This is a genomic window from Microvirga sp. 2YAF29 (genome assembly GCF_052114605.1).
GTDB lineage: Bacteria > Pseudomonadota > Alphaproteobacteria > Rhizobiales > Beijerinckiaceae > Microvirga.
Genome location: NZ_JBFRFB010000014.1, coordinates 1 through 12,931, shown reverse-complemented (window position 1 = coordinate 12,931; position 12,931 = coordinate 1). Strand labels below are relative to the sequence as shown.

General features: G+C 59.6%; 7 protein-coding genes. 2 read left to right on the top strand and 5 right to left on the bottom strand.

Annotation, left to right across the window (positions count from 1 at the left end; genetic code table 11):
* Window positions 1-6: 6 nt before the first annotated feature.
* The 3 genes from AB4Y85_RS16435 to gmd form a co-directional block, all read right to left on the bottom strand.
* Window positions 7-3,819, bottom strand: coding sequence for an FkbM family methyltransferase (locus AB4Y85_RS16435; RefSeq protein WP_441985997.1), 3,813 nt, complete (start codon window positions 3,817-3,819; stop codon window positions 7-9).
* Window positions 3,820-4,073: 254 nt separating this feature from the next.
* Window positions 4,074-5,033, bottom strand: a complete 960-nt coding sequence (locus tag AB4Y85_RS16430) for a GDP-mannose 4,6-dehydratase (RefSeq protein WP_441985996.1) — start codon at window positions 5,031-5,033, stop codon at window positions 4,074-4,076.
* 20 nt (window positions 5,034-5,053) lie between these two features.
* A complete protein-coding gene (gene gmd / locus AB4Y85_RS16425; RefSeq protein WP_441985995.1) occupies window positions 5,054-6,046 on the bottom strand; it encodes a GDP-mannose 4,6-dehydratase in 993 nt (330 codons plus the stop codon).
* Window positions 6,047-6,680: 634 nt separating this feature from the next.
* Between gmd and AB4Y85_RS16420 the strand changes: the two genes are divergently transcribed.
* Window positions 6,681-8,903: a hypothetical protein gene (locus tag AB4Y85_RS16420; RefSeq protein ID WP_441985994.1), complete on the top strand. Its 2,223-nt coding sequence runs from the start codon at window positions 6,681-6,683 to the stop codon at window positions 8,901-8,903.
* A gap of 267 nt (window positions 8,904-9,170) precedes the next feature.
* Here the strand turns inward: AB4Y85_RS16420 and AB4Y85_RS16415 are convergent, their stop codons facing one another.
* Window positions 9,171-10,151: a hypothetical protein gene (locus tag AB4Y85_RS16415; protein WP_441985993.1), complete on the bottom strand. Its 981-nt coding sequence runs from the start codon at window positions 10,149-10,151 to the stop codon at window positions 9,171-9,173.
* Between the two features lie 50 nt (window positions 10,152-10,201).
* Window positions 10,202-11,263 carry a glycosyltransferase family 2 protein gene (locus AB4Y85_RS16410; protein WP_441985992.1) on the bottom strand — a complete coding sequence of 354 codons (1,062 nt, stop codon included), beginning with the start codon at window positions 11,261-11,263 and terminating at the stop codon, window positions 10,202-10,204.
* Between the two features lie 433 nt (window positions 11,264-11,696).
* Between AB4Y85_RS16410 and AB4Y85_RS16405 the strand changes: the two genes are divergently transcribed.
* The coding region (locus tag AB4Y85_RS16405) for a UDP-glucose dehydrogenase family protein (RefSeq protein WP_441985991.1) at window positions 11,697-12,931 on the top strand (1,235 nt) is incomplete at its 3' end.

Below are 12,931 nucleotides of genomic sequence, written 5' to 3'. Positions count from 1 at the left end.
CGACCTTCATACAGCTCCGGTACGCGCTCGATGAGCCTCCGCGTCGAAGAGCTTTTCGGAGGTTTCGGTCGGCTCTTTCGCATCCTCCAACAGGATGGCCTTCAGGCGCTCGGCATTCTCGGCCCAGGTCATCCACGGCATGTCTTCCGACTTCCGATGCTCACCCTTCGCATGGAGCGCGAGCCAGGCCTTGATGGCCTGAGCCAAACCGTCGGAATTATTGACTGCGAAGTAATCGGCGTGGGCGCCTGCGACCTCGCGGAATACGGGGATGTCGCGCGCCAGGATCGGAATGCGATGCCGCGCAGCCTCGATCAGAGGGAGGCCAAATCCCTCGTCATCGGACGCCGCAATCAGGCAGATGCAGGTTGCATAGACTTTCTCAAGATACTCGTCGCTGATCCCTTCGAGCCAGAAGAGCCGCCGGCCCAGTTCAGGATGGTTCCGGAGCTTCTGGACAATCGTCGGAATGGTGCGGCGCTGGTCCTGGGGAATACCCTTCCACCCCTCAGCCCCGACAATCACGAGGTTGATGTCCGCACCCTCCGCCCAAAGCCGCTCGAAGGCTGCCAGGGTTTGCAGATGGCCTTTCCGCGGCTCCACGGTGCCGACCATGAGGAAGCTTTGGCGCGACGACATTTGGCCCAGCACGTTGGAAGCATTGTCGGGCAGACCCATGGTCGGCGCGGAGGCGGCGATGTCCGCACCAAGATGCAGAGCCACGATGTCGAGATGCTCGAGCGTCTCCGGCCTGTTGGCTTCGAGCCACTGCGTCGTCTCGTCCGCAACGGCTTGGGAAATGCAGATGAGGCGATCGCCGCTGTCTGCAACTGCCGAGAGCCATTGTCCGTGCATCTCGCTGAAGCGATCTGGGAAGAATTCGGGGCGCGTCAGCGGCAGGACGTCATAGACCATGAAGCTCGTTTTGACTCCCTTGGCGCGCCACTCGGCGTAAAGTCCCGCCTCGGTGGCGTGGATCACGCCATCCGTCCAGAAATCCGGCATGTAGAAGACGTCACCTTCGGCAACCTCTACCAGTTCGTCGTCCAGGACGTCCTCCAGCAAACCGAGAAGCTGCAGGGTGTAGCGCCGTGCGTAGCGGTAATGCCAGTGGCCGTCGGCGTCCCCGAGCCAGACCGGCTCGACCCGGAACCCGGCAGGAGGATTATTCAGGAGAGAGAGAAGCTGCGAGCGGACAACGCGCTGGATTCCCGTCTTGAAATCCTCGCGCGCCAGAACCGAGACATCGACCAGCAACTGGCGAACGTCCCCACGTTGAAGCGGGCTCTCTCCGGCCAACTTGCGGGCCGTCTCAAGCCATGCCTCGTCATCCAAAGGAGCCGAAATCAGGGATGCATGCTCTGAAAGCGCGCGCATGTCCGCCGTGGCCGGAGCCAGTTTGGAGATCGTCTCGATGGCCTCACGGTATCGGCCCGCGACCTGCTTCGGCGAATGCTGAACGGCCACACGACGGGCTTCCCGGCTCAGCGACTGCCGCATTTCCGGATTGCTCCGCAACGTCGTGAGCGCGTCGGCCAAATCTTCGACGGACAGTTTGTCCGGCAGCATGAGAACACTGCCCTCAGGCAGCTCGACCATCGATCCGTTGGCATTGACGATGGTCGGAACGCCATGGGCTAAGCAGTCGAAGACCGCGGCCGACGTTTCGCCGCGCGAGAGCTCACGCAGCTGCACTGAAAGATCGGCGGCCTGCAGGTATTGCCGGTAGACCTCAGGCGACACGAAGCCGGTGATCCGAATACGGTTCCTGGCGGGCGACGCGGCGATGGATTTGCGCAACCGCTCGCAATACGGATTGTTCTGGCTGTCCTGCCCGACGAAGATGAGATGACAGATCTCCTCGCCTGCCATCGGGGTCTTCAGCCATGCATCGAGAAGATGCTGGTTCATTTTGGTCTCGCCGAGAATGCCGAACGTGCAGATCACGAAATCGTTCTCATTGAAGCCCAGAGCCGTTCGTGCAGAGCTGCGGTCGATGCTGTCAGGCAAGTGGCGCGGGAAAGGAACGATCATCCAATCGTTCGCAAAGCTCTTGCCGTAATGGAGCTGGGCAAGATGCCGCGAATAGTCGCTGTGAACGACGACGCCCTGCGCCCTCTGCAGCAATGACAGGTTCACCGGAAGATTGTTGACGATGTCGGTTTCTTTTGCGGGATCGAACCTGTCCCGAAGAGCGTGATACCCGTGTGATTGGTAAAGCGCATTGGCCCAGAGGCCATAGACGCCGCCATACAGCTCCAGATGCGCGAGAAGCCCGCCGAGATAGAAGTCGTGCAGAACGACAACGCCAGGATACCTGTCGACCAGGCGGAACATATGATCGTGGAACAGCGAGTTCCCGAACTGGTAGACGATCCTGTCATAGCCATGGGCATGCTGTTCGAACCAGGCGACATCCCGGATCTTGCAATTGGCATTGACCCACGGATCGGAGATGTCCTTCTGGGTCACGACAACATCGATGTCATAATACTGGGCGAGTTCGGGAAGCAGCTCGGCGCAGTAATCCGCAATGCCTGATTTCTCAGGCGGCAGCGGCGCAACGAATGCCAGGCGCGGCTTGGCTCCACTCGGAGTGGAAGTACCCAGACGGGCCAGGTTGCTCTGTGCCCGCATGAGCCGTTGATAGACCAGACGGGTGGATTGCGGCTCCAGGGACAAATCCAGCATGCCGTCTTCCGGCGCCCTGCGCTGCCCCATGAAGCCCATGGCCCGTTGATGGTAGGTCATGAGGCGCAGGCGCTCGTTGAGCACGGGAATGCGCGCCGCGCTGCGCTTCGCCAGATTGGCCAGATACGGCCGCTTCAAAACTTGATTGATGAGGCCGACGACGACGGTGCGAACGGCTCGCCGCGGGCGGGAGCCAGACTTCAGCGACGTCCAAGCCTTTGCCTGCCGCAACGACCATCCTGCGGCACGCTCCGCCGCACGAAGTGGCGCAGCGAGCTTCCACGCATAGGATCCGCGAATGGTGGCAAGCTGCTGCTCAAGGACCGTCACGCGGCGATTGAGCGTCTTTTCCTGAGCGGCTGCCGTGCGGACGCGGTCTTTCATCTCGGCATTCTGCTGATTGAGAAGATCGATCTCACGGCGAAGGCCGGCAGCGAAGGGCGATGCTTCGGCAAGTTCGAAATCATCGAAATAGTTCGGACCCGCGCCGAAACTGGCCTTCAACTCATGATGTGATGTGCTGACGTAGAAACGATTCAAGCCGTCGAAATAGGCAAACTCATAGCCAAGCGCCAGAAGCTCTTTTTCCCATGCGAGATGGGTCTGCACGGGTTCATTGGGCGCGGTGCTCTCGATGACGACGATCCAGGGCCGGACGCGGGAAGGCAACCAGCTCTCGATGACTTTTGCCTCCGCCCCCTCGACATCGATCTTGAGCCAATGGACATCCCGGCCTGTGAACTCGTCGAGAATTTTCGATAGAGGGACACTTGGAACCTCGATGCGACGTACGCGAAGGCCGGCGGCTTCATGGCGCCGCGCCATCTCGGCATCTGTCGTGCTCAGTCCGGTCTGATGGATTTCGTAGAACGGGATCGATCCTTGTCTCGGAGAGATCGCCGCTGCGATCACCTGCTCGTCGGGCCGCTCCACCCGAAGCTGCTCCGCATAGGAGGCCAATGGCTCCACGTGTACGCCGCGCCATCCCTTTTCGTAAAAGGCAAGGCTGACGGAGTCGATGACGGGATCATGCGCTCCGATATCGATGTAAGTTCCGCGCTCCACATGCTTCAGAGCGCGCCAAAGAATAACATCTTCGAAATTCTGCGCGTGCGACGTAATGGTCAAGGCAATGTCCCGTTTAACCTATGCTGGACTTGGCAGCTATTCACAATGAACCGGCGTTCTATCGATACCGTAGGCAAGACAACAGAACTGCCATTGCACAAGCTCAATAGCGAGCCTGCTGGGCACCACGGCATGTAGCATGAGTACAATGGATCTTCAAAGACGCCGCTATTCTCGGGGAATCGAGGTTTGGGGTTTTTCTGTCGAGATTGGCGCTCATCTACAGCAATTCCTGCCGATCTAGCGCAACTCCACTATCCCAAGGGTCGGATTTTCATCCGGCAATCCTCCAGAACGGCCGCAAGCGTATCGTCGAAGGAATGGCCCGGTTTCCAACCGAGTGCTTCGCGGGCGCGATCGGCATTTCCAATAATGCGCGGCAGGTCGCTCGGGCGAAGGCGCTCCGGGTCCTGTTCAATTGCGATATCTACGCGGCTTTGCGCCAGCAGCTGCCGCAACACATCGCCGATGCGCCGTGGCACGCCGGAAGCCACGTTCAGGATAAGACCGGCCTCCTGCAGCTCTTGCGTGCGCAGAACGGCCAAGGCATAGGCGTCCACCACGTCCCGCACGTCGAGAAAATCCCGCTCCGCATCGAGATTGCCGACATGGATGACAGGTTTCGCAAGGCCTGCCTCGATCTGGGCGATCTGCATGGCAAAGGCTGGGATAACGAATGTTTCCGCCTGTCCCGGACCGAAATGGTTGAAGGGACGGAAGCGGATGCTCTTGAGACCGCGCCGCGTCAATGCGCCCAGGGCAAGGTCCGCGGCGGCTTTGGTGACGCCATATTCGTCGACGGGGGCGAGCAGCGCGGTTTCGTCGAGAGGAAGTCCCGGCTTCGCGCTGTCTCCATAGACCAGACCGGATCCGACATTGAGCAACCAGCACTGAGGCGCCACGTCCAGGATCGCGTGAGCGAGATTGAGCGCGCCCTGAACATGCACCTGCCATGCGATCGCCGGATTGGACGTCGCCGCAGCAGGAGCAGCCAATCCGGCCAGATTGATGACATGAGTGGGCTGATGGCGGCTGATGGCGGCTTTGACCGCGTTCAGATCCGTGACGTCCAGAGATGAAACGGAGCCAAGGAGCGGGTGCTCCCCTGCCCCTTTCCCTGTCGGGATGATCGCAATTTCACCACAGGCGCGCCGTAGCGCTTGAGCCAGGTATGGACCAACGAAGCCCTGCACACCTGTGATGAGTATCCGCATATCAGTGCTGCCGGATCGCCTCAGAGATGCTCATGCTTTTTCAAGCGAGCGAGATCGGCCTCGACCATCTCGGACACAAGCTGCTCAAGGCTCGTCTCGGCCTTCCAGCCGAGCTTTGCATTCGCCTTGGCCGGATCGCCGAGCAGAACATCGACTTCAGCTGGGCGCAGGAAGCGCGGATCGACCGTCACGTGGTCTTCCATGTTCAGGCCGACATGGGAGAAAGCCAGGCGGCAGAAATCCTTCACCGAAACGGTTCGGCCGGTCGCCACGACATAATCGTCAGGCGTGTCCTGCTGCAGCATCAGCCACATCGCCTTGACGTAATCCCGTGCGTGGCCCCAGTCGCGCGTCGCGTCGAGATTGCCGAGGGCGACCTTGTCCTGAAGACCGAGCTTGATGCGCGCGGCGGCGTCGGTGATCTTGCGGGTCACGAACTCGATGCCGCGCAGCGGCGACTCGTGGTTGAACAGAATGCCGCTCGAGGCATGCAGCCCGAAGCTCTCGCGGTAGTTCACCGTCATCCAGTGAGCGTAGAGCTTGGCCGCGGCGTAGGGAGAACGCGGGTAGAAAGGCGTCGTCTCGGACTGCACCGGCTCCTGGATCAGGCCGTACATCTCGGACGAGGAGGCCTGATAGAAGCGAGCCTCGGGGCAGGCGAGGCGAACCGCCTCGAGCATGTTGGCCGCGCCGAGACCGGTCACGGTGCCGGTCAGGAGCGGCTGCTGCCAAGAGGATTTGACGAAGGATTGCGCGGCCAGATTGTAGACCTCGTCAGGCCGAACCTCGTTCATCACCCGGATCAGGCCCGACAGATCGGTCAGGTTGCCGTCGTGCAGCACGATCTTGCCTGCCACGCCGATCCACTTGAGGCGGGAATCGACGACGTCGGCCGACGCGCTGCGGCGCAGCAACCCGTGAACCTCATAGCCCTTGTCCAGCAAAAGCTTTGAAAGGTAGGCTCCGTCCTGTCCCGTCACGCCGGTGATCAGCGCTTTTTTCCTATTCGTCATCTCGTATAACCTCGACTAATCACTTGAAAGCGCCCGAAGTCTGAGACCGACGCTGTGATGGCTCAGCCCGCTGCTCGGCGCGGATCGCTCCGGTCCGACATCTTGCCTTCCGGCAAGGTCCAGAGCCGAATTCCAGAAAAACCGGCGGCTGCCCATCATGAAGGCTGCACTTACCGTGTAAGCTCAAGATCTGTCAACGACTCTACCGGTCCGCCCGCAGATTAGGCCACGTCGAAATTCTCTGCCGTTTGGGAATCCCACCGCGACACGGCCAGCACCCCATCTCGGCCTCCAGACAGGCCTGATCTCTCGCGAAACAACACAGCCTCACGCCACCGAAGCGCAACGACCGGGCGCCTTACCCAAGGTCACCCCCCCTTTGAGATATCTCCAGCGCCCAGGATCTGATTCGGCACCAGGTCGGCGCATAACGAGGACTGCTCCCTAAAGCCGCAGGCCGCCCCTCCCCACAGTCTGCTTGGTCGATGCGGCCTCTGGCCCCAAGGTGGTTTCAAAGTATTCTTATAGGCGAATGCCACTTGCGCCCTCTCGCGCAAATGAACCCGCAGGGCCTAGCTTTAGCTTTCAACCGCCGATATACAGCCAACCCGTAAGTGAAAACGGGAACCGGACGATGTCGACTCATCGACTTTTTGTTGCAACCACAGCAATACCTCTGCTTGCTGTAGTTTTCGTCATCAACGGGACTGTTCCGGGGCTTTTAATACCAACGACAGCCCAAGCATTCTGGACAACCGGCTTCGCGCAGTCCTTCATCAACGATGGGTTTTCCATATTTGCTCACAACATCGGAGCACCGGAGCCGGCAGCAATAGCCTTTGGCCTGTCGGGCGCGTTGGTGACTTCCGCATTTCTGAAGTTGGGACTCTCGGCGGCGGATGCCTATTCGGCCGCGTTCGCGCTCTGGCTGACCATCGCATTCGCAGGTGCATACAAGCTTACGCGGAGGCTCGGAGCGGAAGCGATCATGTCTCTGCTGTCGGCAACGCTCTGGTGCACGATGCCGGTGCTCTGGTTCCATCATGGCTATTCCATGCTGGCGCTCGGAATCGCTCTGCTCCCCTTCTATTTTTATTGCGCGGTTCGCGTCCTCGATAATCCGAAAAGCATATCGAACTTCGCTCTGTTTCTGCTGGCATGCCAGATCTCGGTATTCATGGACGGCTACACGTACATGATGTTCGCCGTGGCCACAGGCTTCGCGCTCCTGTTTTCCTTGATCCAACACCGTCGCAACGATCTGGGCAGGGAAGCCATCAAATGTTGCTCCATAGGCGTGGGGCTTCTGGTTTCTTATGTCCTTTACGCCCTTTACGTCGGACAGGCCGAATTTGTCCCCTCCCCGATCGACTTCTTCCGCGGATGGGGAGCAAATCTGGAGTTTTTCATCGTCGCCACGAAAGGCGTCCTGTTCCTGCCTGACCTGATCGGGCTCAGCGAGGCACGAACGGCACCCCAATATTTCGGTGACAGTTCGGTTTTCAAATCGTCCTTCTCGGTGGCTATCATTCTTGCGGCGATTTACGCCGCAGCCACAGCAAAAAGCGATAAAAGACTGCTGGTCCTATTCGGGCTAATCGCTGTGTTCGGCTTCTACATGTCCTTGGGACCGTCCTTTAAGCTCCTAGTCCAACGCCCAGACGGCATGGATCAGTTGATGCCTAAAAGCTTCGAACTGTTTCCGACTGGAAATGCATGGTTTTCTGAGCGCCTTCCAGGCTTCAAGAGCATGCGTGCCAGCTATCGGTGGGTCGCCTTGGGCGTATTCGGCTGCTGGGCTATCTTGGCCCTGGTGCTTTCCAGTCAGCGCTGGTCGATCACGCAGAAGATCGTCGTTCTGCTGGTGGTCATGGCATTCAATATCCCAGCCATTGGCACGATCAGCAGCTACCATAATGCACGGGCTGCGGTCTCGTCCCGGGACGAGGTGGTGCGAGAACTGGCCCCTCTCGTGAACAAAGAGGAGACCGTCGCATTCCTGCCGTTCCGGAACGACTTCTTCGTCAATTACCTCGCAAGCAAGCTCGATATCCGGACGTATAATATCGGCGGCGACAAGAATCTCGAAGCCGCTCGGGAAGCTTGGCCGGAAACGATGAAGCGCTTCAGCCAGGATGCGATCGACCCTGATTTCTTGACGAATGTCAGAGCCGTGCTCGAAAATGAGGACGCGAATGCCGTCGCGATCACCTATATCGATTTTCTGGCGACCGCTCACAGCGCCCCTCTCAAACTGGTCTTCAAGGATGAACTTTCAGCGATAGCCGCCAAGCTTGCCGAAGATCCTCGCCTCACTGTGTCTTATAGCGATCATTTCGCAGTCGTCAGGCTGAAGCCGGGCCTGAAGGGAATGGGTGAGGCCTGGGTTCAGCAGAGTTATGACCAGCTGCGAAATCGGGAGCCGATCAAGCTCAAGAGAGGCTCGTCCGTCTCAACCAAGATCGGCGGCATAAATCCCGAACTCATGCTACACCGGGGCTGGTCTCGTTTAGAAACGACCGGGATCTGGTCGACACGCAAAGTGTCCAATGTGCTTCTCCACTTACCGAAGCAGCAGGACCTGAAATTGCAGATCAACCTCTCGCCCTTCGTTCCACGTCCAACGGATCAGATGAAGGTGCAGTTTGTTATAAATGGGACCGTTGTGCACGAGCGCATATATGCCGGGCCTCAGCGTGAGGAGGTAGAAACCATCACAGTGCCGAGCTCGGCGTTGAGCGAGGATGGCATCAATGTTTTGGAGTTCAAGATCGATCAGCTTTTGTCACCGACAAAGATCGGTATTCAGGACCCGAGATCTCTCGGTGTCATGCTCAAAAAGATCGGCGTCGAATAGCTGATTGCGGAAAGGATTTCTCGCTCACACAGGTGGTGAGCGAGCCTTTCGCCCTAGAGGCATGTCCAATCGATATTGACCCCGACCACAGGGGTCAATCCTTATGCCGGGGCCGATACCAGCTGATGCTATGCCACAGCCAGATCCAAGCGGGGTCCGGCGCCAGCACCACCCTTGAGGATCATATTCTTTATCTGAGGAATAGGGGCCGACGTGTCGAAGGCGTGAACAGGGCGTCAGGCTCTCTTGCGATCTCGCACTCAGCGCTTAGGCTGTGGCAGGATTGCTCTTCTTCAGCAGCCACGAGGTCAGGAAGAACAGGAAATCGCCTGTCACCGTGACGACCCGCCCCAAGACCACGGTCAGCACCAGTTCGCTCTCACCGACAAGTCCTTGCAACAGGAAGACCAGGATGAGTTCCCTGACCCCGACGCCGGCTGGCGCGCCAGGAGTGACCAGGCCAATGAGCCAAGCCACGATGTAGGCGCTGCACAGCATGATCCAGCCCGAGCTGGATGTTATGGCGGATGGGAAGATCATTTCGATCAGGCATACGAACAGAACGCCCGAGATGGTCACGAAGGTGACGTAAAGGCCGAATGCCCGCAGAGCCGCTTGGCCGAAATACATTGTGAAACCGAAAGCCACGACCGCGAGCGCCACAACGAAGGCGGCGATCCCCAGCGGAAGCGGCAGCCAGGGCACGACCAGAGGCAGGACCAAAGCGCCGAACAGGGATCCTGCAATCGCGAGCATTCCCAGTTCCCAGAACGTCGATTTCGCGAGAGTCCAACCGGACACGCCTGCAGCCATGCCCATGGCCTGCCGACCGGCAAGGTGGAAGATGTTGCCGGGCACATATTTGGCGAGCTGGGAGATGCCGTAGGTTCTGATTGCCCAGCGGCGTGGCGTCACGGACCCGAACTGGACAAGCAGGTTCCACCAGGCCAGCGCCATCAGGTTGTTCGCGATGCAGTAGGCCACCGCACAGCCCCCGACAACCCACCAGATCTCCTGGCCGAAATCCTTGAAATCGATCTGGGAGCTGTAGTCGCGCAGGCGGGTAGCGACGAAGAAAATTCCGATCACGGCCACGGCGCTGCCGAACCAATGCATGTACTTCTTCATGCCGGCCAGCAAGGAGGAGCGGCGCGCAGCTGAGGCCGGCGTCTTTGCCTGATCCGGTGTGGAGAGCTCTTGATCTGGGCAGCCATTCCCCTCGGCGCCACCGGCAGTCTTCGAGCTCATCGCCATACCTTTTGATCAGTTGATAGCCGCGGGCCAAAGATGCCCGGCCTTCAGCGGCTGGCTATCACATTCTCTGCATGAGTCTCAGCGCCAGTCGCACTTCCATGTTGTCCCAGGAACGTCGAGGTATTCTGCCGCAATGTCACGTCTTCAAGGTTGACGGTGTTGTGGCTCATGTCCGTGGGACCGCGTTTGACGGTGACGCGGATATCCTCGAGCAGCTTCCTGTTCGCGGCCAGCAGATCGGCCAGGAAAGCGACAAGAAAGGTCTGGAATCCCATGCCGAGCAGCACGGATGCTAGAATCAGCGACTGTACATGACCTTCACCGGTGCCGGTAAAGTAGTAGTACAGGAAGCGCAGCCCAAGCAGGAACCCCAGGAAGAACAGGACGCCGCCGAGGATGCCGAAAAAGCGGAAAGGTCGATAGATCACAAAGATTCGAACCATCGTGCCGATAGAGCGCTGGATATACGACGGGATGCTTTTGAGGAGACGCGATGGGCGCAGGTCTTCGTTGACGCGGATCGGAACTGACACGATCGCCATGTTCTTTTGCCCGGCCTGGATGATTGTCTCAAGAGTGTAGGTATAGTCGCTGAACACGACCAAGCGCTGCGCTGCTGCCCGGCTCATGGCCCGGAAGCCACTTGGAGCATCCGGAATGCTGGTGCGACTGACGACACGGACGACCCAGCTGCCCAGCTTCTGCAGAAATTTCTTGGCTGGAGAAAAATGTTCGATCGTATCGATCGGGCGTGCACCAACCACAATATCTGCCTTGTGCTGCAGGATCGGGGTCACTAGCGCCGGGATATCATCCGCATTGTATTGGTTGTCGGCATCCGTATTGACGATGACATCCGCCCCACGTTCGAGGCATGCCTCCAAGCCGGTCATGAAACCGCGGGCGAGCCCCTGATTTCGACTGTGGCTCACCACATGATCGACGCCGTTTTCCAAGGCGATGCGCACCGTCTCATCTGCACTTCCGTCATCGATCACGAGCCACTCGACGACGTCAAATCCCGGCACGGTGCGCGGAAGAGCCGCTAGAGCGATCGCAAGGGTCCCGGCTTCATTGTAACAGGGTATCTGGATAATCAGCTTCAAAGTTGCGTCTCCGACGGCAAAAAGTCTCTAGAAACGTACCGTGACGGCGATCTCATTCATGAGTTGCCTACGTCAAAGCCTGACTTTATCGCAGATTTCGCCCAATTCGGAAAAATTGGCCAACGTTTCATTGTTATGAACGCGTAGGGACTACAGGTGCGCCGGTCAACCCCTTTCTTTTAACGAAAGTTGCCTGACGGGCTTTGGATTTCGCCTCTCTGCCGCAGCGAGGTTCCTGCCTATCTGAGGGAGCTCTAAGACCAACCAAGTCACGTGAGAATTCGGGCGCAGATAAGCCGAGAATCGCCCTTAAGCGTGAGCGTTGGGTTTTCTAGACTTAGACACGCTGGTGTGGCGGCCCTGCCCTGCTTGCCGCCGAGATTTCCATAGTGTAGGCGATGCGACCTATGGCCCTTCGGCAAGAATGAGGCGCGTGACAGATGACCCGGCTAACCGTAGCTGCGTCGACAAGGACCCGGCCAAGATCGAGGCCCTCAACCGCGGCGAAATCCCCATCTTCGAGCCGGGGCTCGCCGAACTCGTCGCCAAGAATGTGCGCGAGGGCCGCCTCACCTTCACCACCGAGCTGGCAGGCCCCGTCAAAGCCGCCGAGGCCGTGTTCATCGCGGTGGGCACCCCGTCCCGCCGCGGCGACGGCCATGCCGACCTGTCCTATGTCTATCAGGCGGCCCGGGAGATCGCCGGGGCCATGGACGGCTACACCGTGGTCGTCACCAAATCGACCGTGCCCGTGGGCACCGGCGACGAGGTCGAGCGCATCATCCGCGAGGCACGCCCTGACGCCGACTTCGCGGTCGTCTCGAACCCGGAATTTTTACGCGAAGGCGCGGCGATTGCCGACTTCAAGCGCCCCGACCGCATCGTCATCGGCACCGAGGACGAGCGTGCCAAGGCCGCGATGAACGATGTCTACCGCCCGCTCTACCTCAACCAGTCACCACTGCTCGCCATGTCGCGGCGCACGGCGGAGCTGACGAAGTACGCGGCCAATGCATTTTTGGCCACCAAGATCACCTTCATCAACGAGATCGCGGACCTGTGCGAGCAGGTCGGCGCCAATGTCCAGGACGTGGCCCGCGGCATCGGCCTCGACAACCGCATCGGCTCGAAGTTCCTGCATGCGGGYCCGGGCTATGGCGGCTCGTGCTTTCCCAAGGACACGCTGGCGCTGATCAAGACGGCGCAGGAYCAYGCSGCGCCGATGCGGCTGGTGGAGACGGTGGCGGCGGTCAACGGCCAGCGCAAGCGTGCCATGGGCCGCAAGGTGATCACGGCCTGCGGCGGCTCGGTGCGGGGGAAGACGATCGCGGTGCTGGGGCTGACCTTCAAGCCCAACACCGACGACATGCGTGAGGCGCCCTCGATCGACGTGATCGCGGCGCTGCAGGATGCGGGGGCMAGGGTGCGGGCCTATGACCCCGAGGGCATGGCTGCGGCAAGCCACATGCTCACGGATGTGGATTATGCCAAGGACGCCTATGACTGCGCGCGCGATGCRGATGCGCTGGTGATCGTGACCGAGTGGGACATGTTCCGGGCGCTGGATCTGCGACGCCTGAAGGCGGCGCTGGCTGCTCCCGTGGTGGTGGACCTGCGCAATGTCTACCGCCCCGAGGAAATGCGCCACCACGGATTCCACTACGTCTC

What these genes read in the sequence shown, in the direction of transcription:
- AB4Y85_RS16430 (WP_441985996.1), bottom strand. Translation starts at nt 5,033, where the DNA reads ATGCGGATACTCATCACAGGTGTGCAGGGCTTCGTTGGTCCATACCTG.
- AB4Y85_RS16415 (WP_441985993.1), bottom strand. Translation starts at nt 10,151, where the DNA reads ATGAGCTCGAAGACTGCCGGTGGCGCCGAGGGGAATGGCTGCCCAGAT.
- AB4Y85_RS16420 (WP_441985994.1), top strand. Translation starts at nt 6,681, where the DNA reads ATGTCGACTCATCGACTTTTTGTTGCAACCACAGCAATACCTCTGCTT.
- gmd (WP_441985995.1), bottom strand. Translation starts at nt 6,046, where the DNA reads ATGACGAATAGGAAAAAAGCGCTGATCACCGGCGTGACGGGACAGGAC.